Below are 25,930 nucleotides of genomic sequence, written 5' to 3'. Positions count from 1 at the left end.
CAATGCAGCGGAAGAATGCAAGGCGTCTCGGCGCTCAATCAGGCCCATTCATAGGGTGCAAAATAAAAGCGGCGGGCTTTCACCCACCGCTTTGAAATCGATACTGTCGAAGATCTCAGCTTCTGCCGAATTCATCGACCAGGCGAATGATGTCGTCTTCGCCGAGATAGGAGCCCGTCTGCACTTCGATCAGCTCCAGCAGGATCTTGCCGGGGTTGGAAAGACGGTGCACTTCGCCGAGGGGGATATAGACCGACTCGTTTTCACGCAGCATCTGTACGTGTTCGCCTACCGTCACCTCTGCCGTGCCCTTGACGACGATCCAATGTTCCGAACGGTGATGGTGCTTCTGCAGCGACAGCTTCTTGCCGGGCAGAACGAAGATGCGCTTCACCTGGAAACGCTCGCCGTTCAGAACCGAGGTGTAGCCGCCCCAAGGGCGATAGGACGTCGGATGGGTCTCGGTGAGCTTGGCCGTCGTCTTCTGGCTGGCGAGCAGCTTGACCAGCTTGCCGACTTCCTGGCTGTCCTTGAGATGGCCGACATAGACGGCGTCTTCGCTGGCGATGACGGCGACATCCTCAAGCCCTTGGACGGCAACATGGAGGCCGTGGGTCATCACAAGCGAATTCTTGGTGTTGACCAGAGTCGTGGCGCCGGCCGAGACGTTGCCGCTTTCATCGCGCTTGCCGACTTTCCAAACTGCATCCCAGCTACCGAGGTCGGACCAGGTAAAGGGGGAGGGAACGACGGCCGCATTGGCGGTCTTTTCCATCAGGGCGTAGTCGATGGAGATGTCGGGGCTCTTGGAGAAGGTGTCACTATCCAGGCGCGTAAAGTCGAGGTCGCGGGTTGCCTTAGAAACGGCCTTGCCGGCCGCCTTTTCGACGTCGGGCGCATATTCCTTCATTTCGTCCAGAAGCTGGGCGGCGGAGAACATGAACATGCCCGAGTTCCAGTAGAAGCTGCCGCTTGCAACCATCTCCTGGGCCTTCTCCAAGACAGGCTTCTCAACGAAGCGCTTGACGGCATGGGCGCCGGTCGAAAGCGCCTTGCCGCTTTCGATATAGCCGTAGCCAGTCGCTGGTTCGGTCGGCGTGATGCCGAAGGTGACAAGCTTGCCCTGTAGGGTGGTATCGCGCGCCACGCGCACGCAATCATAATAGGTCTTGTTGGCGTCGATCTCATAGTCGGAGCCGAGGACGTGCATGATTGCGTCCTTGCCGAAAAGCTCCGTGACGAGCGCAGCGGCGGCGGCAACGGCGGCGGCGGTATTGCGGGCGACCGGCTCGAGCAGCACGGCTGCAAGCTTCAAATCCAGCTCGCGGGCCTGTTCGGCGACGAGAAAGCGGAATTCTTCATTGGTGAGGACGATCGGCGCTTCGTAAAGCTCAGGATCAGCCACGCGCTCCAGCGTGTTCTGAAAGAGCGTCTTGTCGCCGATGAATTGGATGAACTGCTTCGGTGCAGAAGCGCGCGACAGCGGCCACAACCGTGTTCCCTTGCCTCCGGCCATGATCACTGGGACGATTTTGGCTGCCATATCTGCCTCTCTCCTAGATACTCACTCGGGACCGCTCGCGGGCATCTGCAACATATGCGATCGCCACGTTCGTCCCCTAAACAACTGAACTTCGCCATTGCGATATTTTTCAGGAAAACACCAGTGCGAATTGCCGTCGATTGCGAACATTCGCTGATCTTAGTTGGGAAATTCTAATAGACACAGTCATGCTTCGGTTGAGGGACCAAATCCGTGTTGTGGGAATTTTCCACCGAAAGACGTAGCGGCAACGACCTAAAGCGCATGTCGATCTCTGGGATTCGCTCCTTACGCTTTAGATCCTTGGTTTTCGCTGTCGTTGTCGCAGATCGCTGCACAGCTTTGCGCGACCTGCTTTGGATCATTGATCAGGCTTCGGCTCTATCGCGGGGCTCCTCATCGGCCGGGCCATGCTCGGCACCGTTGCGCTTGTTGTAACGGATCGAAGACCAGAGCGAGATACCGATCAAAGCCGCGCCGCCGAGACCGGTGATAACTTCCGGAATATGTATGAGCGTTTGGACATACATGATCCCCGAAAGAATCAGGATGGCGTAGAAGGCGCCGTGTTCCAGGTAGCGATAGTGGGCGAGGGTGCCTTTTTCCACCAGCATGATCGTCATCGAGCGCACATACATGGCGCCGATGCCGAGCCCGATGGCGATGATGAAGAGGTTCTGGGTGAGTGCGAAAGCGCCGATGACACCGTCGAAGGAGAAGCTCGCATCGAGGATTTCCAGATAGAGAAAGGCTCCGAGGCCGCCTCTCGCGGCAGCGCTCATCGATTTTTGCGAGGCATCCAGAAAGCCGCTGAGGACCTCCACCAGAAGGAAGGTGAGCAGACCATAGACGGAGGCATAAAGGAATGTGGTCGCATCGTCGCCATCGAGCAGGGAGGTGAAGATCAGAACGAGGATCAGCACGAAGGCGATCTCGATGCCCTTGACGGTGGCGAAATGCGCCATCGCCTTTTCGATAAAGGCGATCCAGTGCACATCCTTCTCGTGATTGAAGAAATAGGTGAGGCCGACCATCATCAGGAAGGTCCCGCCGAAAGCGGCAATGGGCAGATGTGCGTCATGCATGATCGCGGCATACTGCTCCGGTTCGGCCGCTGCGAGCTTCAGCGCTTCCCAGGGATTGATGTGGGCGGCAATCGCGACGATCGCCAGCGGAAAGACGATGCGCATGCCGAAGACGGCGATGACGATGCCCCAGGTCAAAAAGCGATGCTGCCAGACTGGCGTCATCTCTTTCAGCTTGTTGGCATTGACGATGGCGTTGTCGAACGAAAGCGATATTTCCAGCACGGCCAGCACCAGGCAGATGAAAAAGGCCGTTGCCAAGCCGCCGAAAGTGCCGGTCATGTTCCAGCCGAGCACTCCGCCCAGGATGAGACCTGCGATGGTGACGATGAAGGCCCAGCCGAAATAGCCGAGCATGGATTTGGAGGAAGAGGACGTCATGGGCGCACCTCCTCAAAAGCGGAAAAAATGTATCCGGACGCGAGGCATAGTCGCATGCCAGAGACGGCATGCGTGCGAGGCATGGTCAGGGTATTCATGAAAAGAAATCCGCCGGCTCATCTGCAGGCGGTACCGACATCGCGAGAGCGCCGTTAAAACTCTCGCCAGAGGGGCCCGGCACCAAAGTTCAATCCGCAGCCGATGTCAGAAGGCGCGGAGATGCCACCATTAGTTAGTGAAATTGTGGCGCCCGTCAAGAGCCGCGACGGTTCGATGCTGCCCTCATCACCAGGATAGAAATTTCCGGAACCAAACGGGAAAGAGGCGCGTTTGGCCTTCAGGCGGGCAGGGCGATGTCCGTTGCAAGGCAGATCCCAGAGCGGGTTTGATTGTCGGATAGAGAGCAGCGGACAAGGAGGACCTCTCATGAGCCCCCATCCCATCCATCATAGACCGAAAGAACAGAAGCCGGACATGGCTCGGCAGAAGCGGGCACGCCCGAATGTCGTGCGTCAGGTGCAGGTATTGCCGCCGCACAATGTCGACCTGACGCTGCAGCCTGCGACCCATGAAGATGTTCATGTGCCGGCCCATGTCAGCGGCGCGGACCTGTCGCGAGAGGCACCAGGCGATGCCAATCACGGCGGGAAAAATAAAGGCCGCTCAAAATAAAAGTTGGAAGCCGAAGGTTTTCCGAGGTTCCGGGTCAGAGGCCCGGAGCGGGCGAAGCTTTGCCTATTTGCCGCGTGGCGGTTTGCCATTCGACAGGAAGCTGGCGGTAAAGCTTAGCTCCGTCGATTTCGCCGAGCATTCGATCGCGACAGGTTTGCCGGCATAAGGATTGGCGAAGGTGCAGGTGCCCTTGGCGCCGACCTGGCCGGTCATCTTGTTGCCTGCACCGGTGGATATGACCTCGATCGGCAATTGCGCGGTGCCCTTTTTCTCGCCGGGCTTGATTCCACGGCCATCGCCCTGGAAGCCAAGCATCTTGCCGCCCGATGAAAAGATGAAGGTTACCGAGCCGTCCGGTCCCGTCACGCTGGCGATCTCACCCTTGCAGCCTTTCGAGGCATCGAGCTTGCCGACGACGAGCTTGGAACATGTTCCGCTAACCACTACCGCGCCGGGCGCCGGAAAATTCTGTGCGGCGGCAGCCGTCGTAGCGGTCATCACTGTCAATCCAATAGCAAGGCCTGCGAATCGCATGAATGGAGTCCTTTTAAAGCCTCCACAGGTTTGCCGATGGAAATGTGGCAGTCAATCCCCGACTGCTGACGCGCCGGTGTGGGCGGCGCCCGTCACTCCGGTACGAGGGTGCCGATCAGTTGCAGCAGAGCGTTCTGCCGATTGCCGCCGCCGGCCAGGAATTCGTAGAGCGTCATCTTCTTTTCGCTGCCGCCATCGACGAGATAATCGGATTGGCGAATGACGAAGACCTCGCCGCTGTCGGTGTCTCGGGCGAGGTGAAACATATATTCGTCGCCGTTGGGCTTATGGTTTTTGTAGAACTGCTTCTTCACGACGGCCATTCTCGTCCTCCCGTACGATCAATGCTTTAGCATGACAGTAGTGTGACAGAGCGATCGGAAGTCAAGCGACTTGTGGCGAAGTTTTGCTCATCTCGCCCGCCGGCGATGCATTCGAGCGCTGAACATCAGCATGTGATTGGATATCGAAGAAAAGACCATTATTCTCAACCCGTGCGATCGAGAATTCGATACGCCATGAGCGAGAGGTCAAAACAAATGAGAATGATGTTAGCGTTAGGGGCCATCTTAAGCTTCGCTTGCGTCTCCGCAGGCGAAGCGCCCTCGAACTACCAGTCATACCAAGGTATCCGCGCCGATAGCGATCCGGTGCTTCTAGCGAGATACGATAGGGCTCTGCAGTATTGCGAACCGGAAGCCTATTCCTGGTCTCGGGGATCACCCGATCCGAACAGCAGCATGTACATCCTGGCATTGAGAGCATGTTTGTATCGGCACAGCTTCGTAGACCGCGGCGTCCACGCTTATCCGACGACGGCGGTATTCCAGCACTTCCTGGATCGCTGAACGCCCACATGCATCTTTGCATAGGAAGCGCCTTTTCCCAGCCGGGAAGGGCGCTTTTCTCGTTTGGAATGTCTTCAACCGTCTCATAGTCAAGCTGAGTGGGTTCGGCGAGCAAGTTGAGGTGAATTTAAGCCTTTGAGATGTTCCGTCATAAACGGCAGAGTCGCAGATCACCGCCGATCTTCAAAACGGTGAATGACACGAGAAATTCCCGAAAAGAGCGATAAGGAAGTAGGGATCATCGCCAAACAGGCCGTATTGGCCAAGCCGAAGGGCGTATATCATTCAAGACACTATCATGTTCTAATTCAAACAGGTCGGACGTCCTCCGACGATTGAAACCGAGCACTTCATGGTAACTGTCCCCTATCCCTAACCGGATAGGGGCTTTTTCGTTCGCTCGACAAACAGGCGCCTGTGATCTCATGCACAAGGCGCTGAACAAAAGGCTAGATTTCTTAGTCATTTTCTTAATTCCCAGACGGAACGCTGGAAGCCGCACGGGTCACGAAAACTTGGTTTGTAGGTCGGATAGGGGGAAGGTTTTCTGAGCCTAGGGGAATTATGAGAAAAGGCCTCTCGATTTCTCGAAAGGCCTTTTTCAAAACTGGATGGTGGGCGTGACAAGGATCGAACTTGTGACCCCTACGATGTCAACGTAGTGCTCTCCCGCTGAGCTACACGCCCATCCGATGGCGGCGCATAGATCACAAAACCTTGGTGGCCGTCAATAGGCTTTTTTTCGGTTTTGTGACGTTGCCGCCAGAAGCCTTAGGCGGCAAGGAGTTTGTTCACTTCGTCGACCAGCTCGCGCAGGTGGAAAGGCTTGGAAAGCACCTTGGCATCCTTCGGTGCCTTCGAATCAGGGTTCAGCGCCACGGCGGCGAAGCCGGTGATGAACATCACCTTCAGGTCGGGATCGAGCTCGGTGGCGCGGCGCGCCAATTCGATGCCGTCCATCTCAGGCATGACGATGTCGGTCAGCAGCAGCGAAAAGGGCTCCTCGCGCAGCCGGTCATAGGCGCTTGCTCCATTGTCAAAGGACAAGACCTTGTAGCCGGCCTTTTCCAGCGCCTTCACAAGGAAGCGACGCATGTCGTTGTCATCTTCGGCAAGGAGTATCTTCTGGGTCATCATCTGTTCGCTAATCAACTTTTGTCGTGTTGGACTTGTCCAGCGTCCAACTTAGTCGTTGGCCGTAAACAAGCGGTGAATGATCGGTCAGGACAAAGCCGTTCTGTTCGTCCGTTGCAGCACAAACGCACCCGAGGCCGCTTCGCATGTCTCGGGATCGTGCTTTCGGACATTTCGGTCGCGGCCCTTTGTATAAGGCCATTTTGCTTAAGTTAGTATGGACTTGCGGGCGAGCAACTGGCAACATGGATGCTGCGACAAGTTGTTGACATGGTAAAGACGTTGATGTCCGCAGAAATGCGTAATTTCGAGATTTTCGAGGTATCGGAGCCCGTCTCTCAGACAATTCCCTTTGTCTACAGCTCGCCTCACAGCGGTCGCATCTATCCACCGGATTTCATCGCTCAGTCCCGCCTGCAGGGCATCGCCATTCGTCGCTCGGAAGATCATTACGTCGATGAACTGTTTTCAGCGGCAAGCGTTCTCGGTGCACCGCTGCTGCTCGCCAATTTTCCGCGCGCCTATATCGACGTTAACCGTGAGCCCTATGAGCTCGATCCGCGCATGTTCGACGGCGTGCTGCCGCCCTATGCCAATATCAATTCGCTGCGAGTCGCCGGCGGCTTAGGCACCATTCCGCGCATCGTCGCCGAAAACATGGAAATCTATGCCCGCCGCGTGCCGGTCGAGGATGCGCTCAATCGTATCGAAACGATCTACAAGCCCTATCATGCGACCCTGCGCCGGCTGATTGCCCGCACCCATGTCAAATTCGGCTTCGGCGTCCTCGTCGACTGCCATTCCATGCCGGGCAATATCCGAATCGCCGGCAGCAACATGCGACCCGATTTCATCCTTGGCGACCGCTACGGGACCAGCGCTTCGGCGGACCTGTCGCGCGCCGCCATGCAGATCCTCGACGAACTCGGCTTCAACGCCGTGCGCAATAAACCCTATGCGGGCGGCTTCATCACCGAGCACTACGGCCGCCCCTCCCGCGGGCTTCATGCCCTGCAGATTGAGGTCAACCGCTCGCTCTATGTTGATGAAACGACGCTGGAGAAGCGGTCGGATTTCGGTGCTGTCGCCGCCGCCATCACCCTGTTCATGAAGCGTATGGCCGAGCATGTGGAATCCTATGCCGGCGATCCCGCTTTGGCGGCGGAATAGGGCAAAGCCCCTTCGCCCCCGTCCTGAGCTTGCCGAAGGGGCGGGGAGAAGGTGGGGCGGGGACATTGAGCAAGGCGAAATGTCGACGCCTCGGATGAGGGGCTATCTCGGACCTTTCAGGCGAATAAGCCCTGTGGAAACGTTTGGCTATGGTTATGGTCAGGCATGTTTTCTGCTGCCGCGCCCTGGTGCCTAGCCCCTCACCCTAACCCTGACAAAAAAAGAACCGCGCTTGTGGCGCGGCTAAGTCTAGGGAGGAAACACCCAAGGAGGGTATTTACAGTCAGAAGACTGTAGGGAGATGTTGCTATTGCATTGCACAAATGTCAAGCAGATTATTGCGGTGCAAAATATTTAGGCAATTATCGGATTTCTGCCTCATCTCCGGGCAATCCGCCTCTCGCATCGGCATTTGGTTTGCTTCGCCGAGTTTATGCGCTATGACTTCGCCCGCCCCGTCATTTATCCGGATTCACCATGCTTCCTGATCGCGCCTTTTTCTATCGTCTGGCCGAGGCGGCCAAGGCTGAGACCCTGCCGCGCTTTCGCGCCGGCGTTGATGTGGTCAACAAGGAGGCGCAGGGCTTCGACCCTGTTACGGAAGGCGATCGCGCCGCAGAGGAGGCGATTCGCGCCTTGATCGAGACGGAATTTCCCGACCATGGCATCCTGGGCGAAGAGCACGGCAATGTCGGCCTCGACCGAGAGCATGTCTGGGTGATCGATCCGATCGATGGCACCCGCGCCTTCATTTCCGGCGTTCCCGTCTGGGGGACGCTCATCGGCCTGCAGAAAAACGGCCGCGCTATCATGGGCATGATCGATCAGCCGTTTACCGGCGAGCGCTATTTCGCCGATGGCAACGGCTCGACCTATTCAGGCCCGGACGGCGAAAAGCGGCTGCAGGTTCGCGACTGCGGCAGCCTGTCGAATGCTGTTCTCTTCACCACCTCGCCGCATATCTTCGTCGACGAGGAGCTGGTGAAGTACCGCGAGATCGAGAGCCAGGTGCGGTTGTTCCGCTATGGCACGGATTGCTATGCCTATGCGCTGCTCGCGGCCGGTCACGTCGATCTCGTCATCGAAAGTTCGCTGAAGCCGTACGATGTCGGCGGCATCATCCCGGTCATCGAACAGGCGGGCGGTATCATCACCACCTGGGACGGCGGTCGGCCGGAAATGGGCGGCACGATCATCGCTGCCGGCAGCCGCGCGGTCTATGATCAGGCAAGGGCGATCCTGTCGCGATAGCCACCCGATCGAGCGTCCGAAAAGCGTCAGATATTCTCGTTGCGCGTGATTCGAGATCGCGCGCTAAATCCCGACACCCGCCATATCCGTATTCGCCTCGGCGTCGCTGCCGGGGATAAAGGCGTTGATGGCGGCGAGTGCGGCGTTGCGGTAGACGTCGCGCTCCTGCAGGATTTCATGTTTCGCGCCGTGGACGGGCACGAACTGCGCTGCGCGGAAATAGCGAGACAATCGTTCCTGGTCGGCATAGGGCACGACGCCGTCGCGGGTCGGCGCGATCAGCACCGTCGGGATGGCGATGGAAAAGAGATGCTCGGGCGTATTGACGCGATCGATGGTGCGGAATGCTTCCAGTAGCCAGCGGGCCGTCGGCGGCCCGAGGGTGAGCTGGGGATAGGCCGTTGCGATGGCGAGATTGCGCCGATAACGGCGTTCGTCCGTGGTTAGCGGGTTTTCCGGGAAGGGCTTTTCCCTGATTCTTTTGCTGAATTGCATCCGGCCGAGACCAAGCGCGCAGACCGTGCCGGAGATAAAGCGGACGAGGCCGGGCGAGACACCTTGGCCGGTGAGACCGACAAAGGGCGCCGACAGCACCATGCGCTCGATCCGGCTCGCAAGCCGCGGCGCCGCTGATAGCGCGATCAGCGCGCCGGTCGAGTGCGCCAGCACGAAGAACGGCAGGCGCGTATCCGGTAGCACGATCTTGTCGAGGAAGGCGGTCAGGTCGCGCTCATAATCGGAAAAGCGACGGACATGTCCGCGCAGCGGATCCTTCAGCAGCCGTTCGGAGCCGCCCTGGCCGCGTAGATCGAAAGTCGCGACCCACAATCCCTTGGCGGTCAGGTCGCGGATCGTCTCGAAATATTTCTCGATGAACTCATTGCGGCCCTGCAGCAGTACCACGGTGCCTTTGGCGACTGGCTGTTCGCAGCGGAAGACGACATAGCGCAGCCTGCGCCCGTCAAATGTCTCAAAGAACCCTTCGGTGCGGTTTTCCGGCACCGGATTGTCTGGTGTGGAATAGAGGATCGAATCCATGACGATGTCGCGCCTCGTTGAAGGGAATGCCTTTCTCAAGGGGATAGCGTAGGTGCAGGGAATTGCAACTGGTTTGTTGGCAGTGCCGCTTGTGTCAAGCCTTCGGCGTCGTGCCGCGTCGTTCGAGTGCGGTTTTGCGGATGATGTCGGCGATCTCCGGGCTGCTGCTGGACAGCATCTGGAAATCCGCCGAATAAAGCGAGAGGAGTGAGACTTCAGTAGCAGCGCTGACGGTCGCGGAGCGTGGTTCGCCGCTGATCAGCGCCATCTCGCCGAAGAAGCTGCCGGAGCCTAGCTCTACCGGGTGTGGTGTCGCAACGGTGACGCGGCCTTCAACGATGAAGTACATCTGGTCGCCGGTGTCGCCCTTGCGGCAGATGACGGCGCCGGCCGGTACGATGCGCGGCCGCAGCGCCCGCACGATCTCGATGAGCGCGGCAGAACCAAGCTTCTGGAACAGCGGTACGGCAGCAACCAACTGCCAATTGCGCACGAAGTCCTGGCGGCGGACTTCCTCGTAGAAGCCGGTGGCTAGGATGCCGGCCCAGAGGGCAAAGATGCCGATACCGCTCATCATGACCAGCCCGGCGAGAACGCGGCCGGCGAAGCTTTGCGGGATCTCGTCGCCGTAGCCTGTAGTCGACAGCGTGACCACCGCCCACCACATCGCCAGAGGAATGCTGCCGAACTTGTCAGGCTGGACGTCGCGCTCGATGATATAGGCGGCAAGCGCAGCACCGAACAGAACGATGCCGAAGATCGAGGTGACGCCGAGGAGATTGCGCGCTTCTTTACTCAGGACCCTGCCCAGCAGCCGAAAGAAGGTCGAACCGCGCAGCGGCTTCAGCAGCCAGATCGCACAATAGAGGCTTTGGTCGCGCCCGCCGACGAACAGGAACGCAGCCAAGGGGACCAGAACGGCGAGCAGATCGACGGCAATTTCCGGTACTCTGTCGCGAACGGCCCTTGTCCGGTGCACGATCAGCGTCTCGATCAGCTGCAGGACGTAGACAGCCCAGATGCCGGCAAGCAGGATTTCCAGAATGAGCCTGGTCTGTCCGCTCACGCCCGGCGTCGTGAGTGCAGCTACGGTCACGAGGCCGACGGCGACGAGCAGCGCGTTAACGGGCTCAGAAATCTTCGAGAAAGGGAGCGTCGACATTCAATACCCCGGGGTGGGCAGGCACCCTTCTAGAATAGGATAGCCTCGCTCTAAACGTAAAGGGCTTGCGGGACATGCGCCGCAACCAAGCCTTGACCGGTAATCTTGCGTCACCCAGCGTCCATGTCTTGGACCGTTATCGCTGCCCGACATCCAGCGGAAAACCCTTGAAAGGCTTGATTTCCTTCAGCACGAAGGTTGTCTGCATCTCCTTGATGCGTGGCAGGTGGCGCACCACCGCCATGGCGAAATCCGCATAGCTGTCGAGGTCTTCGGCAACGACCTGCAGTAGGAAATCCGCGTCTCCAGCGATGCTGTAGCACGCCACGACTTCGCTCAGCTTCAATACGTCGCATGAGAATTCCTCGGCCTCGGCCTCGCTGTGGCTGTCGATCTTCACCCTGATGAAGGCGAGGACGCCAAGCCCGATCTGGCGCCTGTCCAGGGTGGCCGTATAGCCTTGAATCACGCCTGTTTCCTCCAGTTGGCGCACGCGCCGCCAACATGGCGATGTCGAGAGCCCGACTTCGGAGGAAAGCGCCTGATTCGTCAGCCTCCCGTCCTTCTGGAGCGCTCCGAGGATTCGCAAATCGATGGGCTCAAGTGTGTAAGGCATATTCGACCTTGTATTCGGAGAAATCTGGTAGAGTTTACCATAATATCGGCATAAGCAGCAATGAAAGGCAAGATTACCCCGGATATCGGAGATATTCTCTGAGCGCACAGTCTCAACAGCCGTAGGTCTCCATGCTTTTCGATATTCGTCTTGCCATTGTCGTCAATCCCGCACTCCCGCTCGGGCTGGTCGCCAACACCGTCGGTGCGATCTCGATCGGATTGGGTGCGAAGTTTCCCGCGCTTGCGGCGCGGCAATTGACTGACCGAGAGGCACGCATCATCGACATCAGCTCGAACATGCCGGTTCCGGTGCTGCAGGCGGATGCGGAGACAATCACATCCTTATTGCTGAAGGCCTTGTCGCAGCAGGACGACCGCGCGGTCGTTCCTTTTTCCGCTTTCGCCCGCTCATTGCACAACTACAGGGAGTATGAGGCGACGTTCCCCGATCGCGATCTTGCCGGCGAGGCGATCGACGGCCTGGGGTTGGCGGGACCTTCGAAATGGGTGAAATCGCTCACCGGTTCGCTGAAATTGCTGCGCTAGCGGCCAGAAAAAAAGACCGGCTTGCGGAGATAGAGAGATCCGCGTCGCCGGCCTAGCAAGGACTGAAGAAGAAGGGACGATACACTTCAGTCATCGGACAGTGAATGCATCCGATGACCTCATTGGTAGTCCCACCAGCCTGAACGGGTCCCGAACCGGCCGTTCATCTGCGGTTCACGCGGATTTTCTTGAAAATCGAGAGATGTTGGCAAGGGTCTTGAACTGCTGAAAAGCGATCACCATCTCCATTCTGCGGGTGCCAAACGGGCTCGCGTAACCGTCCCTAGGCCGCCCAGAGCGGGGTCGCGGGGGCAAAACCAAATCGCAATCGTCGCTCACAGGAGGACAACATGCGTCACGTAGACTTCTCTCCCCTTTACCGTTCCACCGTCGGTTTCGACCGTCTTTTCACTATGCTCGACAGCCTTGCGCAGCCGGATCAGGCTCAGACCTATCCGCCCTACAACATCGAGCGCACCGGTGAGAACACCTATCGCATCACCATGGCCGTCGCCGGTTTCGATGAAAAGGAACTGAGCATCGAGGCTCATGCCCACGTTCTCCAGGTCAAGGGTGAAAAGAGCGAAGAGCCGGCCGAGGCTAGCGAATATCTCTATCGCGGTATCGCCAAGCGCGCCTTCGAGCGTCGCTTCCAGCTTGCCGATCATGTCGAGGTCCAGGCGGCTTCGCTGAAGAATGGTCTGCTGCACATCGATCTGTTGCGCAACATTCCCGAGGCCATGAAGCCCCGTCGTATCTCCATCGCTGCCGAGCCGGTTGAGGCCCCGAAGGCAATCGAAGCCCGTATCAACTAACGGGCTTCAACACATAGCCTGAAGACCGATCCTCCCAAGGTCATAAAAGCAAGGCGGCGCTCCGTTGGGGCGCCGCCTTTTGTGTTGGGTAATGACTGGAATGGCCGTTATGCTGCGTTCGGGGCTCCGTTCGCCTTCGGCGACCCCGCTGTCTCGGCTTCGGCCTTGGCTGCTTCCCGCCGCTTCGCGGCATCCGCATATTTCTGGGCGATGACGGCGCAGGCCATGAGCTGGATCTGATGGAACAGCATCAGCGGCAGGACGATGGCGCCGATGCCCTGGCCGGCGAAGATGACGTTGGCCATCGGCACGCCACTTGCTAACGACTTTTTCGAGCCGCAGAAGGTGATGGTGATCTCGTCGGCGTGGGAGAAGCCGAGGGCGCGGCTGCCGAACATGGTGATGCAGAGCACCAGTACCAGAAGCACAATATTGGCGACGATGACGGTGGCAATATCGACCAGCGAGAAGGTGTGCCACAATCCCTCGACAACGGCCTCGCTGAAGGCGGAATAGACGACCATCAGGATCGAGCCGCGGTCGACCGGCATCAGGATCTTCTTCTTCGAACGTATCCAATTGCCGATCCACGGCTGCAGGATCTGGCCGGCGATGAAGGGCGCAAGCAGTTGCAGCATGATCTGCTCCAGCACGTCCCAAGAAAATCCACCGCCATGGCCGCCGACCGAGAAGAGTATGCCGACGAGCAGGGGCGTCAGGAACATGCCGAAGATGTTGGAAGCCGATGCCGCGCAGATCGCGGCCGGCACGTTACCGCCGGCAATCGAGGTGAAGGCGATCGAGGACTGCACCGTCGAGGGCAGCACGCTGAGAAACAGAATGCCGGTGTAAAGGGCCTGCGGCAGGATGGTCGGCACCAGCACGCCCATGGCAAGCGCCAGCAGCGGGAAAATGCCGAAGGTGGTCAGCAGGATGACCAAATGCAGGCGCCAATGCAGCAGGCCGGCGATGACGACATCACGCGACAGGCGCGCGCCATGCAGGAAGAACAGCAGGCCGATGGCAAAATTGGTGGCGGTGCCAAAGTAGTGGGCGCTCGTTCCCTGCACAGGGAAGAAGGATGCCGTCAGCACAGTGAGCACCAGCAGGATGGTGAAGGTGTCTGGAAGAAAACGGCGCATCGTGCCAACCCCAATTGCGATTCCGTAAGACTTGTCCTTGCACATAGACCTATCGTGATCCACGATGCAAGGAATAACAGTTATCGCGAATCAGGATGGGTGCCATGCTTGATCTCACACAGTTGCGCAGCTTCGTCGCCGTTGAGCAGATGGGCAGCTTCACGCTCGCGGCCGAGCGGCTCGGCCTCGGCCAGTCCACGGTTAGCCAGCATATTCAGCGGCTGGAGACCACGCTCGGACGCAAGCTTCTGGCGCGCGACACGCATCGGGTGGTGCTAACCGGCGACGGCGAGGCGCTACTTGGTCATGCCCGGCAAATGCTGTCGATCGAGGGGGAGGTGCAGCAGCTCTTCGCCGGCAACAGCCTGCGCGGCAATCTGCGGCTCGGCGTCTCGGAGGATTTCGTCACCAGCCAGTTGCCGGATGTGCTGGAGGAATTCGTTCGCTCGCATCCCTCGGTCGATCTCGAATTGACGGTCGCCCTCAGTGGCACGCTCTATGAGATGCAGGATAACGGCGACCTCGACCTCGTTCTTGCCAAGCGCCGTCTAGGCGATGCCAGGGGAAGGCTCGTCTATCGCGAACCGCTGATCTGGCTGGCGCGTGATCCGGAGCGCATTCGGAAGCTTGCGGCGCCATTGCCGTTGATCGCCTTTCCCGCCCCAAGCGTTACCCGAGCCGTGGCACTGGAAGCCTTGCGCCGTCAGCAGGTGCCCTGGCGCATCGTCTGCACCTGCGGCAGCCTCAGCGGCTTGACGGCGGCGGCACGGGCCGGCATGGGCGTCCTCGTTCAGCCCCGCAGCATGGCGCCGACGGGTCTGTCGGAAATTGCCCCTGGCTGGCTGCCGGCATTGGAGGATGTCGAATTTGTGTTGGTGCCGCGCAAGGGCGCGGATCAGTTGCTGGTCAGCGCCTTGTCGGAGGACATTCTGATGAAGGTGCGGGGGCTGAGATCCGCCTGATCTATCGGATTCGCTATTTCTAAAATCTAGAAATTTGTTTCCTATCAAATAGATAGAAGTAAAAGGCCTACTGGAATTCCTTCGCCGGCTGTTGTTTCGCTTTCCGCGTGTCCCGCCGTTTTGATTCACTCATTCAGGTTCGGGTCAGCTTTTGTTGGTACGATTTTCTAGGATAAACGAGCTGAGTCGAGGAAAATCAGCCCGATGAAATATGGTGCGATATTTATTTGCGGGCTGGTCGCCTGCGTCATGGCAATGACGGTCATAACCCGCCACATGCCGGGCCAATCGGGCCAAGACGTTTCAAATTCCGCACTATTCGTGCATTCAAATCAGAATTGACCTCCAAATGAGGTGTTGAGCGCCGCGTGCGCCCCGGTGGGACAGCTACGGCGCTCCTTTTTTACCCGAAAATCAGGTGAGGCAAGCTAGGAAGCCGGTGACATCGTCTTCGGTCGTGGCGAAGCTTGTGACGAGGCGGATCAGGGTCTCGTTCCCGTTCACCAGTTCGGGCTGCGATTCCGGGATCGGCCATTCGTAGAATTTTGCGCCCTTGTCCTCGGCGGTCTTAGCAGCCGATTTCGAGATGATCGCAAAGACTTCGTTCGAAGCCGTAGGCCAGGCGAGGCGTGCGGTGGCGGCTTGTTCGATGCCGGCGCGCAAACGATCGGCCATGCGGTTGGAATGGCGGGCAAGGTCGAGCCAGAGGCCATCTTCGAAATAGCCGTCGAATTGCGCGGCGATGAAACGCGATTTGGAGAAGAGCTGGGCAGCGCGTTTGCGGATGAAATGCATCTCCTTCGCCTGCTCCGGATTGAAAAAGACGATTGCCTCGGCGCACCAGCAGCCGTTCTTGGTGCCACCGAAGGAAAGAATGTCGACCCCACGCTTCCAGGTCATCTCCGCCGGGCTGACCTCAAGCGCGACCAGCGCATTGGCGAAACGAGCACCGTCCATGTGCAGCGGCAGACTGTTTGCCTTGCAGACGGACGCGATGGCATCGATTTCAGCGAGCGAATAGACCGTGCCGACCTCCGTTGCCTGGGTGATCGTCACCGCCGCTGCGCGGCCGTGATGGAGGTCATCCTGCGGAAAGCGGGCGACCTTGGTGGCGAGCGCCTTCACGTCAATTTTACCGGCCGCACCCTCGACCGTCGCCAGCCGCGCACCGCTGAAGAAATCCGGCGCCCCGCATTCGTCCTCGGCCACATGCGCTTCTGGATGGCAGAAGCTGATGCCGCCCGGCTTCTGGACGCTGGCGAGCGACAGAGAATTGGCGGCCGTGCCTGTCGCGACGAAGAAGACGGCGACCTTACGCTCGAAAATCTCGGCGAATTTGGCTTCAATTTTCTGATCGAGATCGCTGGTACCGTAGGCTGCGGCAAAACCGCCGGATTCGGCGAGAAGACGCTGGGCGATCTTAGGATGGGCGCCGGCCCAATTATCGGAAGCAAAGAACATGGATATGCACCAACTGAATTAACGGGATTGCGGGAGGGTTACCGGAGGTCTGCCGGACATTAATCCAATGTCGCAGGGGATCAAGAGCGTGATGCTGAAGGACGCATCACAGAAATTGATCTGCGCAATCAACAAACAAAATGATGCGGTGCAGCGAAACTTTCTTGCTCGAATTTTGAAGCATTGGCAATCTTCCGTCGCAACTTAGCGATAATTTGCCGTTTTGCTCTTGCGGAGCCCGTCGCTTTCTGGCATAGAGCTGATGAATTAGGACAGGGTTGCTGTCCTATTTTGGCCGCCAAGGCCGAAGATGCGCTAGAGGGTCCTGACGATATCGGGATTTCGAGCTATAGTTATCGCGAGCATGTCCCGTGGAGCCGTCAGGCGACCAAGTGGAGCGGCGGTGGAATAAGCAAGGCGCGGAACGCTGACGACGGGCTCCACCAAGGGGTCATGGTCTGCGGCCCGATCTTCACAATGCAACAGCGCTGTCGCGCGTCGGACCTGATAACGGGGCGGCGCGGGACGAAGGATCGCCCGTGATGCGGGCCTTACCGGAGGGAAAACGATGACGAACAGGACGCCGTCCAAGACTTTTGACCACATCGCAGCAGCAAAGGCTGCCGCTACGGTCAATACGTCGAAACGTGCCGCCTTCGGTATCCCGCCGAAACAGGGCCTTTACGATCCGCGCAACGAACATGACGCCTGTGGCGTTGGCTTTGTCGCGCATATGAAGGGCCAGAAGTCGCACCAGATCGTGCGCGACGGCCTGTTCATTCTGGAAAACCTGACGCATCGCGGCGCTGTCGGCGCCGATCCGCTGATGGGCGACGGTGCCGGCATTCTCGTGCAGATTCCGGACCGTTTCTTCCGCGAGGAGATGGCGGCGCAGGGCGTCATCCTGCCGAAGGCCGGGGAATATGGCGTCGGCCATTTCTTCCTGCCGCGCGACGCGGCGCTGATCGAGCATTTCAAGACGGCCATCAAGCAGGTCGTCGCCGAGGAGGGCCAGGTTCTGCTCGGCTTCCGCGACGTGCCGGTCGACAACTCCTCGCTCTCCAAGGCGCCGGAAATCGCTGCCACCGAGCCGCATCATGTGCAGGTCTTCATCGGCGCCGGCCGAGACGCCGGCACGCATGAGGAATTCGAGCGCCGCCTCTTCACCCTGCGCAAGGTGATTTCCAACCGCATCTATGCGGAATATGAGGGCGAAGAGAGCAACTTCTACCCGGTCTCGCTGTCGAACTCGACCGTGGTCTACAAGGGCATGTTCCTCGCCTATCAGGTCGGCGCCTATTACAAGGACCTCTCCGATCCGCGTTTCGAATCGGCGGTCGCCCTCGTGCATCAGCGTTTCTCCACCAACACCTTCCCGTCGTGGAAGCTGGCGCATCCCTATCGCATGGTTGCCCATAATGGCGAAATCAACACGTTGCGCGGCAACGTCAACTGGATGGCGGCGCGCCAGGCATCGGTGTCTTCGCCGTTGTTCGGCGACGATATCTCCAAGCTCTGGCCGATTTCCTACGAAGGGCAGTCGGACACGGCATGCTTCGACAACGCGCTCGAATTCCTCGTGCGTGGCGGCTATTCCATGGCGCATGCCGTGATGATGCTCATCCCGGAAGCCTGGGCTGGCAACCAGTTGATGGCGCCGGAACGCAAGGCATTCTACGAATATCATGCCGCCCTGATGGAGCCGTGGGATGGTCCGGCTGCTGTCGCCTTCACGGATGGCAAGCAGATCGGCGCGACGCTCGACCGCAACGGCCTGCGTCCGGCCCGCTATCTCGTCACCAACGATGATCGCGTCATCATGGCGTCCGAGGCCGGTGTTCTGCCGGTCGAGGAAGAAAAGATCATTCAGAAGTGGCGCCTGCAGCCAGGCAAGATGCTGCTTATCGATATGGAAAAGGGCCGGATCATCTCGGACGACGAGGTGAAGTCAGAACTTGCGACCAAGCATCCCTATCGTAACTGGCTCAACCGCACGCAGTTGATCCTCGAAGACCTGAAGCCGGTGGAGCCGCGGGCGCTACGCCGCGACGTGTCGCTGCTCGATCGCCAGCAGGCCTTCGGCTATACGCTGGAAGACACCAAGATCCTGATGTCGCCGATGGCGACGACGGGGCAGGAAGCGATCGGCTCCATGGGTACGGATACGCCGATCTCGGCCATGTCCGACAAGCCGAAGCTGCTCTATACCTACTTCAAGCAGAACTTCGCGCAGGTAACCAACCCGCCGATCGACCCGATCCGCGAAGAGCTGGTGATGAGCCTCGTCTCCTTCATCGGCCCGCGTCCGAACTTACTCGACCATACCGGCATGGCAAACGCCAAGCGGCTGGAAGTACGCCAGCCGATCCTGACCAATGGCGATTTGGAAAAGATTCGTTCGATCGGCCATACGGAGGATCGTTTCGACACCAAGACGCTCGACTTCACCTATGATGTCGAACGCGGTGCCGAAGGCATGCCGGAAATGCTCGATCGTCTCTGCGAGCGTGCCGAGGCGGCCGTTCGCGGCGGCTACAACATCATCGTGCTCTCCGACCGCCAGATCGGCCCGGACCGCATCGCGATCCCGGCGCTGCTGGCGACTGCGGCCGTCCACCATCACCTGATCCGCAAGGGGTTGCGCACATCGGTCGGTATCGTCGTTGAAACCGGCGAGCCGCGCGAAGTGCATCATTTCTGCCTGCTCGCCGGCTATGGCGCGGAGGCGATCAACCCCTACCTCGCCTTCGACACGTTGCTCGACATGCATCAGCGCGGCGATTTCCCGAAGGAAGTCGATGCGAGCGAAGTCGTCTACCGCTATATCAAGGCGGTCGGCAAAGGCATCCTCAAGGTCATGTCGAAGATGGGCATCTCGACCTATCAGTCCTATTGCGGCGCGCAGATCTTCGATGCGATCGGCCTGCGGCAGGAACTGGTGGATCAATATTTCTTCGGCACGGCGACGATGATCGAAGGCATCGGCCTCGAAACCATCGCCGAGGAAACCGTTGCCCGTCATCGGTCGGCCTTCGGCCGTGACCCGATTCTGGCAAGCACGCTCGATATCGGCGGTGAATATGCCTACCGCATGCGCGGCGAAAGCCACGCCTGGACCCCGGATGCCGTGGCCGCCCTTCAGCATGCCGTGCGCGGCAATGCCGAAGACCGCTATCGCGAGTTCTCGGAGATGGTCAACCAGTCGGCGCTTCGGATGAACACCATCCGCGGTCTTTTTAAGGTCAAGGGTGCGGAAGCACTCGGCCGCAAGCCGATCTCGGTCGACGAGGTCGAGCCGGCAGCCGATATCGTCAAGCGCTTCTCGACGGGCGCCATGTCCTTCGGCTCGATCAGCCGCGAGGCGCACACGACACTGGCAATCGCCATGAACCGCATCGGCGGCAAGTCGAATACGGGTGAAGGCGGCGAGGAATCCGACCGTTACATGCCGCTCTTCGACGGCTCGCCGAACCCGGAACGCTCGGCGATCAAGCAGATCGCCTCGGGCCGCTTCGGTGTGACAACGGAATATCTGGTCAATGCCGACGTGCTGCAGATCAAGGTTGCGCAGGGTGCGAAGCCCGGCGAGGGCGGTCAATTGCCCGGCCACAAGGTCGACGCCACCGTCGCCAAGACCCGGCATTCGACGCCGGGTGTCGGCCTGATCTCGCCGCCGCCGCATCATGACATCTATTCGATCGAAGATCTGGCGCAGCTCATCTTCGACCTGAAGAACGTCAACCCGACGTCGGATGTCTCGGTCAAGCTCGTCTCGGAAGTCGGTGTCGGCACGGTCGCCGCCGGTGTCGCCAAGGCGCGCGCCGATCACATCACCGTCGCCGGCTTCGATGGCGGCACGGGCGCATCGCCGCTCACGTCGCTGAAGCATGCCGGCTCGCCTTGGGAAATCGGCCTTGCTGAGACACAGCAGACGCTCGTGCTGAACGGGTTGCGCTCACGCGTTGCCCTGCAGGTGGATGGCGGCTTGAAGACGGGCCGCGACGTCATCGTCGGCGCGCTGCTCGGCGCAGACGAATTCGGCTTTGCCACCGCGCCGTTGATTGCGGCCGGCTGCATCATGATGCGCAAGTGCCACCTCAACACCTGTCCGGTTGGCGTCGCGACGCAGGACCCGGTCCTGCGCAAGCGCTTCAAGGGCGCGCCGGAGCATGTCATCAACTACTTCTTCTTCGTTGCAGAGGAAGTGCGCGAAATCCTCGCCTCGCTTGGCGCCGCCAAGCTGGACGACATCATCGGCGCTTCGGAACTGCTGGAGAAGGACGATATGCTCGCCCATTGGAAGGCCAAGGGGCTCGACTTCAGCCGCATCTTCCACAAGGTCGAGGCGCCGAAGGAAGAGACCTATTGGACGACCGTGCAGAAGCACCCGATCGTCGACATTCTCGACCGCAAGCTGATCGAGAAGGCGGAGCCGGCGCTTGCCAGCAAGACGCCTGTCGCCTTCGAAGTCGACATCAAGAACGTCGATCGTTCGGCTGGCGCGATGCTGTCGGGCGCCGTCGCCAAGCGCTATGGTCACCGTGGCCTGAAGGATGACACGATCAACGTCACGCTGAGAGGCACCGCCGGGCAGTCCTTCGGCGCGTTCCTGGCACGCGGCGTCACGTTCAACCTCATCGGCGACGGTAACGACTATGTCGGCAAGGGTCTTTCGGGCGGCCGCATCATCATCCGTCCGCCGGAAAACTCGCGGATCTCAGCCGAACATTCGATCATCGTCGGCAACACCGTGCTCTACGGTGCGACCGAAGGCGAGTGCTACTTCCGTGGCGTCGCCGGCGAGCGTTTCGCGGTGCGCAACTCCGGCGCCATCTCCGTCGTCGAAGGCGTGGGTGACCACGGCTGCGAATACATGACCGGCGGTGTCGTCGTCGTGCTTGGCGAAACCGGCCGCAACTTCGCAGCCGGCATGTCGGGCGGCGTCGCTTACGTGCTTGACGAGAAGGGCGATTTCGCCCGCCGCTGCAACATGGCGATGGTCGAGCTGGAACCGGTTCCGGAAGAGGATGAATTGCTGGAGAAGCTGCATCATCACGGCGGCGACCTCATGCACAAGGGACGCGTCGACGTCTCCGGTGACATGACGCGCCACGACGAAGAGCGCCTCTACCAGTTGATTTCGAACCATTTCCACTACACCGGGTCGACGCGGGCAAAGGAGATCCTCGATCACTGGGCCGACTACCGCCCGAAATTCCGCAAGGTCATGCCGGTCGAATACCGTCGTGCGCTGGAAGAGATGGAGCGTAGCCGGATGGGCGTGGCGGCGGAGTGATCCGCTGCGGCTCGTCTTCCCTTCGAGGATTTCGCGTCCGATTGCGATCGCCGAACTGGCGATCGCAACTGTCGAAAAGCGGAATCGGTTTTGAATTACAGTGCCGGACGGGGCAGCGGGATTTGCCTTCAGGCACGGGAGCCATCGGCTCCTCTATTTTGAGTGAGGAAACGAAAGCATGGGCAAGGTAACAGGCTTCTTGGAAATCGACCGGCAGGTTGGCAAGTATCAGCCGGCATCGGATCGCATCCGGCATTTCCGCGAATTCACGATCCCCATGTCGGACCAGGAAGTACAGAAACAGGCCGCGCGTTGCATGGACTGTGGCATTCCCTATTGCCACGGCCCGACCGGCTGCCCGGTTCACAACCAGATTCCGGACTGGAACGACCTCGTCTACAACAACAATTGGGAAGAGGCGATCCGCAACCTGCATTCGACCAACAACTTCCCGGAATTCACCGGCCGCGTCTGCCCCGCGCCTTGCGAGGAAGCCTGCACGCTGAATCTCGAGGATGCTCCGGTCGCGATCAAGACGGTCGAGCAGGCCATTGCCGACAAGGCCTACGAGCTCGGCTTCATCCGTCCGGAACCGGCAACCGTCCATACGGGCAAGAAGGTCGCCGTCATCGGCTCCGGCCCTGCCGGCATGGCAGCGGCTCAGCAGCTTGGCCGGGCTGGTCACGATGTCCATGTCTACGAGCGCGAGACGAAGCCCGGCGGGCTGCTGCGCTACGGCATTCCGGACTTCAAGATGGAGAAGAACTTCATCGATCGCCGTGTCGAGCAGATGAAGGGCGAAGGCGTGACCTTCCATTGCGGCGTCAATGTCGGCGTGGACGTCAAGGCCGAGCAGCTTCTGGCTGATTATGATGCGGTTCTTTACTGCGGCGGCTCGGAAACCCCGCGCGAAGCGGGCATTCCCGGCACGACGCTAGCCGGCGTCCATGACGCCATGCCCTATCTCGTGCAGCAGAACCGCCGCATCGGCCGTGAAAACATCGACAGTATCGGTTGGCCGTCCGATCCGATCCTCGCTGGCGGCAAGCATATTGTCGTCGTCGGTGGCGGCGACACGGCATCCGACTGCGTCGGCACCGCTTTCCGTCAGGGTGCTGTCAAGGTGACCCAGCTCGATATCCGCCCGCAGCCGCCGGAAAAGGAAGACAAGCTCGCTGTTTGGCCCTTCTGGGCGACGAAGATGCGCACCTCCTCCTCGCAGGCCGAGGGTGCCGTGCGCGAATTCCAGGTGGCAACGCTGGAATTCATGGGCGAAGACGGCGTGCTGACCGGCGTGAAGTGCTGCGAAGTCGATGAGCGCCGCAAGCCGATCGCCGGGACGGAATTCGTCATCCGCGCCGATCTCGCCTTCATCGCCATCGGCTTCCGCGGCCCCTTCACCGACAGCGTGCTGAAGGAACTCGACGGCAAGCTGACGCTCAACACCGACAAGCGCGGCTCAACCAACGTCGTCGCCAACGACAAGGACTACAAGACCTCGGTCGATAAGCTCTGGACCGCCGGCGACGTCCGCCGCGGCCAGTCCCTGGTCGTCTGGGCCATCCGCGAAGGCCGCCAGGCCGCCCGCGCGATCGACGAGGCCCTGATGGGCTCGACAGTGCTGCCGCGGTAAGCGAAGCGCATCTGCTGATATTTAGAGGGCCGCGAAGTGCGGCCCTTTTATTTTGCGGAGTTGTCTACCGGCGTATCCGGCGTCGGCAGCCGATAGTCGTCGACGCGTCCGGTCGGTGCCGGGGCCATTTGGCCTTTCTCGACCAGGAGGTCACGAGGAGATTCGCTGACCGAGGTTTGGGCGGGGGTGCCGCCGAGGAGCTGCGCGCCGCCGTCGAGATTGGGATCGGAGAGGCTGACCGGCTGTGTGCGGGTGATCTTTTCCATCTCCGTTGCCGGCAGATTGACCTGTTCGGCTGGCAGTTGATTGCCGGTGTCGAGGCGGGTGATATCCGGGCTCGCCTGATCGCCGAGTAACCGGCGCGTCGGTTTTTCGACGTAGAAGGCGACCTTGCGTTTTCCCGCTGCCGTGAGATTGATGCCATCGGCGGTTCTGAGCCGCACCTGCTGGCCGTTGATGTCTGAGCCGGTGACGATGAACGCGCCGTTCTCGTCGGTGAAGCCATCCCAGATATCGATGAACTCGCCGCCGATACTTGCGACTTGGCTTTGGTAGATTTGATTGAGCTTTACGGCGTCGGCCGTCATTTGGCTTGAACCGAAGGGTGGAAGGCCGACCCAGAGCAGGGGGATATGGCGGCTCGTCACCAGCTTGCCGAACTGCTCCACGCGTTCCTCATAGGCGAGGTACCATGGATCGGTGCCGAATTTTTCATTGAGCCCGTCACCCGTCATCTGCTGGCGGTCGTTGGCGCCGATCATGACGACGACCAGGGCCGGTTTCAATTGATCCATCATGGCGGGCAGTTGCTGCGGCCAGTTATAATAATCCTGGCGCACAAGGCCGGAGGCGACCGTGCTGCGCGTCTGCACGACGACGCCGGGAGAGGTGGAAAAGGCATCGCCCAATCCGTCGCCAAGGCCGCCCGCCAGAAAATCGCCGACGACGAGGATCGTCTTGGCGTCGGGCAGTTTCGGGATCTCCGGCGGCGTCTCCGGCTGAGCCACCACCACCTGGCGTGGCGGCGGAGCGACTCGTTTATGCGGCCGTATGGTGCGTCTCGGCGCAGGCTGCTGCTCGGGAATATCGGGTTCCGAACTGCCGAACAGCATGTCGAGCAATGTCCTGCGCGGCCGCTCCTGCGCTTCGGCCGTCGTGAGCAGGCAGGCAAACGCGAAGCATACTGCAAGAAGCGCCGTGAGGATCGCTTTCGCAGCAGCCATGGCCGCGCGGACAGGTCGGTTTTTCATCGGGCTCTTTTCCGCTCGCTGCGCCATGGTCGCATGAAAGCGGCGCTGCCGTCCAGAGAATCCAAGACTCATTGCGACCGCGGCGACCTATTTGCGCAGGGCGTTCAACAGGTTCATCGACGGCTCGCCGTCGGCGCTCATGCCGAATCGCTGCTGAACGGCGGTAATGGCGGCCTTGGAGCCGGAGCCGAAATTGCCGTCGACGACACCGTCGTAATAGCCGAGTTCCTTCAGGCGGGTCTGCAGCTCGAATTTCTGCTTCACATCCAGCGTACCGCTCGGGCGCGGCCAGGATTGCTGCATGCCGCCAGAGCCGGCGATCTGATCGGCAAGCAGGCCGACGGCAAGCGCGTAGCTATCGGCGGCATTGTAGCGCTTGATGGTGAAGAAGTTGCCGGCCATCAGGAAGCCGGGGCCGTTAGGTCCGCCCGGCATCTTCAGTTGCGCGCGGTCGGAGGTGAGGCGGAAGCTCTTGCCGTTCGGGCGTACGAAACCCATGGCAGCCCATTGCGCGATCGTGTGGGTCTTGCCGAGTTGCGCCGCGCCGCCGGGCGGTACGGTCACTTCGTAGCCCCAGGTGCGGCCAGTGCTCCAGCCGTTCTTTGCCAGCAGATTGGCGGTCGTTGCCAGCGCGTCGGGAATGGAGTTCCAGATATCGGCATGGCCATTGCCATCGGCGTCGACCGCATAGAGCAGGTAGCTGGTCGGGATGAATTGCGTGTGGCCCATGGCGCCGGCCCAGGAGCCGTTGAGCTCTTCGCGCGGCACGTCGCCGCTCTGCAGGATCTTCAACGCGGCGATCAACTGCTTTTTGGCGTAGCCAGCACGCTTCGGATCGGCATAGGCGAGAGTTGCCAAAGCACGCGGCACGTAATGCAGCTTCTCGTCCTTGGCGAGCACGGCGCCGTAATTCGATTCCATCGACCAGATAGCCAGGATGATATTGCGGTCCACGCCGAAATGCTGTTCAAGGGAACGAAGTGTGGAACCGTATTTGGCCGCCATCTTCCGGCCAACATCAACGGTATAGGGATTGACGCGGGAATCTAGATAATCCCAGATCTCGGATTTGAATTCCGGTTGGTACTGAGCTTTTTCTAGGACCGTGGGGTCTGGGTCCGTTACGCCGGCAAATGCTTTGCGATAGGTTGACTGCGTGATGCCGCTTTTGGCTGCGGTATCGTAGAAGCCCGCGATCCATTTCTGGAACCCAGCGTCCGCATTGGCGTTAATGGGGGTTAGTCCCGCAACGGCACCGAGCGCGAGCGCCAGGGCGAGACCACGAAGGGAGTGTTTGCGGTTTGGGGTCATCAACAGCCGTGTCCATCAATACTTGGATTTCGGGTGCGGCGATGCCCGTGGCATTCGCCCAAGCGTGACACTACAGGA

At 59.9% G+C, this 25,930-nt stretch carries 21 protein-coding genes and 1 tRNA gene; 9 read left to right on the top strand and 13 right to left on the bottom strand.

Annotated elements, in window-relative coordinates; genetic code table 11:
- Positions 1–115: 115 nt before the first annotated feature.
- Complete coding sequence (locus tag C9E91_RS15780; RefSeq protein ID WP_107109210.1) at positions 116–1,543, bottom strand: mannose-1-phosphate guanylyltransferase/mannose-6-phosphate isomerase; 1,428 nt, start codon at positions 1,541–1,543, stop codon at positions 116–118.
- A 368-nt stretch (positions 1,544–1,911) separates the two neighbouring features.
- Positions 1,912–3,009, bottom strand: a complete 1,098-nt coding sequence (locus C9E91_RS15775) for a DUF475 domain-containing protein (RefSeq protein ID WP_107109209.1) — start codon at positions 3,007–3,009, stop codon at positions 1,912–1,914.
- 426 nt (positions 3,010–3,435) lie between these two features.
- Between C9E91_RS15775 and C9E91_RS15770 the strand changes: the two genes are divergently transcribed.
- Positions 3,436–3,681: a hypothetical protein gene (locus C9E91_RS15770; protein ID WP_107109208.1), complete on the top strand. Its 246-nt coding sequence runs from the start codon at positions 3,436–3,438 to the stop codon at positions 3,679–3,681.
- Between the two features lie 63 nt (positions 3,682–3,744).
- On the opposite strand, the gene C9E91_RS15765 is transcribed toward C9E91_RS15770, so the two are convergent.
- Entirely contained in the window at positions 3,745–4,215 is a 471-nt protein-coding gene (locus C9E91_RS15765; RefSeq protein ID WP_107109207.1) for a hypothetical protein, read from the bottom strand.
- Between the two features lie 92 nt (positions 4,216–4,307).
- Complete coding sequence (locus C9E91_RS15760; protein ID WP_107109206.1) at positions 4,308–4,538, bottom strand: hypothetical protein; 231 nt, start codon at positions 4,536–4,538, stop codon at positions 4,308–4,310.
- Positions 4,539–4,754: 216 nt separating this feature from the next.
- Between C9E91_RS15760 and C9E91_RS20010 the strand changes: the two genes are divergently transcribed.
- Positions 4,755–5,063 carry a hypothetical protein gene (locus C9E91_RS20010; protein WP_107109472.1) on the top strand — a complete coding sequence of 103 codons (309 nt, stop codon included), beginning with the start codon at positions 4,755–4,757 and terminating at the stop codon, positions 5,061–5,063.
- 612 nt (positions 5,064–5,675) lie between these two features.
- On the opposite strand, the gene C9E91_RS15750 is transcribed toward C9E91_RS20010, so the two are convergent.
- Both C9E91_RS15750 and cpdR1 read right to left on the bottom strand, forming a co-directional pair.
- A tRNA-Val gene (locus C9E91_RS15750) sits at positions 5,676–5,750 on the bottom strand.
- An 84-nt stretch (positions 5,751–5,834) separates the two neighbouring features.
- Complete coding sequence (gene cpdR1, locus C9E91_RS15745) at positions 5,835–6,197, bottom strand: response regulator CpdR1 (RefSeq protein ID WP_004117561.1); 363 nt, start codon at positions 6,195–6,197, stop codon at positions 5,835–5,837.
- A gap of 285 nt (positions 6,198–6,482) precedes the next feature.
- Here cpdR1 and C9E91_RS15740 point away from each other — a divergent pair, with 285 nt between their 5' ends.
- The gene (locus tag C9E91_RS15740) at positions 6,483–7,367 is read left to right on the top strand and encodes an N-formylglutamate amidohydrolase (RefSeq protein ID WP_107109471.1); all 885 of its coding nucleotides are present in this window, start codon (positions 6,483–6,485) and stop codon (positions 7,365–7,367) included.
- 477 nt (positions 7,368–7,844) lie between these two features.
- Positions 7,845–8,618, top strand: a complete 774-nt coding sequence (gene hisN, locus C9E91_RS15735; RefSeq protein ID WP_107109205.1) for a histidinol-phosphatase — start codon at positions 7,845–7,847, stop codon at positions 8,616–8,618.
- A 63-nt stretch (positions 8,619–8,681) separates the two neighbouring features.
- On the opposite strand, the gene C9E91_RS15730 is transcribed toward hisN, so the two are convergent.
- From C9E91_RS15730 to C9E91_RS15720, 3 genes are all read right to left on the bottom strand, one after another.
- Positions 8,682–9,656, bottom strand: coding sequence for an alpha/beta fold hydrolase (locus C9E91_RS15730; protein ID WP_107109204.1), 975 nt, complete (start codon positions 9,654–9,656; stop codon positions 8,682–8,684).
- 94 nt (positions 9,657–9,750) lie between these two features.
- Positions 9,751–10,818: a cyclic nucleotide-gated ion channel gene (locus tag C9E91_RS15725; protein ID WP_107109203.1), complete on the bottom strand. Its 1,068-nt coding sequence runs from the start codon at positions 10,816–10,818 to the stop codon at positions 9,751–9,753.
- Positions 10,819–10,954: 136 nt separating this feature from the next.
- On the bottom strand, positions 10,955–11,434 hold the full coding sequence (locus tag C9E91_RS15720; RefSeq protein ID WP_107109202.1) for an Lrp/AsnC family transcriptional regulator: 480 nt from the start codon (positions 11,432–11,434) through the stop codon (positions 10,955–10,957).
- 131 nt (positions 11,435–11,565) lie between these two features.
- Here C9E91_RS15720 and C9E91_RS15715 point away from each other — a divergent pair, with 131 nt between their 5' ends.
- A complete protein-coding gene (locus tag C9E91_RS15715; protein WP_107109201.1) occupies positions 11,566–11,982 on the top strand; it encodes a DUF2000 domain-containing protein in 417 nt (138 codons plus the stop codon).
- Between the two features lie 350 nt (positions 11,983–12,332).
- Complete coding sequence (locus C9E91_RS15710) at positions 12,333–12,797, top strand: Hsp20 family protein (protein WP_107109200.1); 465 nt, start codon at positions 12,333–12,335, stop codon at positions 12,795–12,797.
- A gap of 107 nt (positions 12,798–12,904) precedes the next feature.
- Here C9E91_RS15710 and C9E91_RS15705 read toward each other — a convergent pair whose 3' ends face one another.
- Positions 12,905–13,939, bottom strand: a complete 1,035-nt coding sequence (locus C9E91_RS15705) for a bile acid:sodium symporter family protein (RefSeq protein ID WP_107109470.1) — start codon at positions 13,937–13,939, stop codon at positions 12,905–12,907.
- Positions 13,940–14,043: 104 nt separating this feature from the next.
- Here C9E91_RS15705 and C9E91_RS15700 point away from each other — a divergent pair, with 104 nt between their 5' ends.
- On the top strand, positions 14,044–14,901 hold the full coding sequence (locus tag C9E91_RS15700; RefSeq protein WP_107109469.1) for a LysR substrate-binding domain-containing protein: 858 nt from the start codon (positions 14,044–14,046) through the stop codon (positions 14,899–14,901).
- Between the two features lie 414 nt (positions 14,902–15,315).
- On the opposite strand, the gene C9E91_RS15695 is transcribed toward C9E91_RS15700, so the two are convergent.
- Entirely contained in the window at positions 15,316–16,362 is a 1,047-nt protein-coding gene (locus C9E91_RS15695; RefSeq protein ID WP_107109199.1) for a threonine aldolase family protein, read from the bottom strand.
- A gap of 568 nt (positions 16,363–16,930) precedes the next feature.
- On the opposite strand from C9E91_RS15695, the gene gltB reads away from it, so the two are divergent.
- Together gltB and C9E91_RS15680 are read left to right on the top strand one after the other, a co-directional pair.
- Complete coding sequence (gltB, locus tag C9E91_RS15685; protein ID WP_107109197.1) at positions 16,931–21,658, top strand: glutamate synthase large subunit; 4,728 nt, start codon at positions 16,931–16,933, stop codon at positions 21,656–21,658.
- 178 nt (positions 21,659–21,836) lie between these two features.
- Positions 21,837–23,291, top strand: coding sequence for a glutamate synthase subunit beta (locus C9E91_RS15680; RefSeq protein WP_107109196.1), 1,455 nt, complete (start codon positions 21,837–21,839; stop codon positions 23,289–23,291).
- 47 nt (positions 23,292–23,338) lie between these two features.
- Here C9E91_RS15680 and C9E91_RS15675 read toward each other — a convergent pair whose 3' ends face one another.
- Both C9E91_RS15675 and C9E91_RS15670 read right to left on the bottom strand, forming a co-directional pair.
- A complete protein-coding gene (locus tag C9E91_RS15675; RefSeq protein WP_107109195.1) occupies positions 23,339–24,541 on the bottom strand; it encodes an SGNH/GDSL hydrolase family protein in 1,203 nt (400 codons plus the stop codon).
- An 87-nt stretch (positions 24,542–24,628) separates the two neighbouring features.
- Entirely contained in the window at positions 24,629–25,852 is a 1,224-nt protein-coding gene (locus C9E91_RS15670) for a lytic murein transglycosylase (protein WP_107109194.1), read from the bottom strand.
- Positions 25,853–25,930: the final 78 nt, after the last annotated feature.

The organism is Rhizobium sp. SEMIA4064, from assembly GCF_003025035.1.
GTDB lineage: Bacteria > Pseudomonadota > Alphaproteobacteria > Rhizobiales > Rhizobiaceae > Rhizobium > Rhizobium paranaense.
Note: the sequence above shows the minus strand (reverse complement) of the source record. Positions and strands in the feature narration are given on the sequence as shown.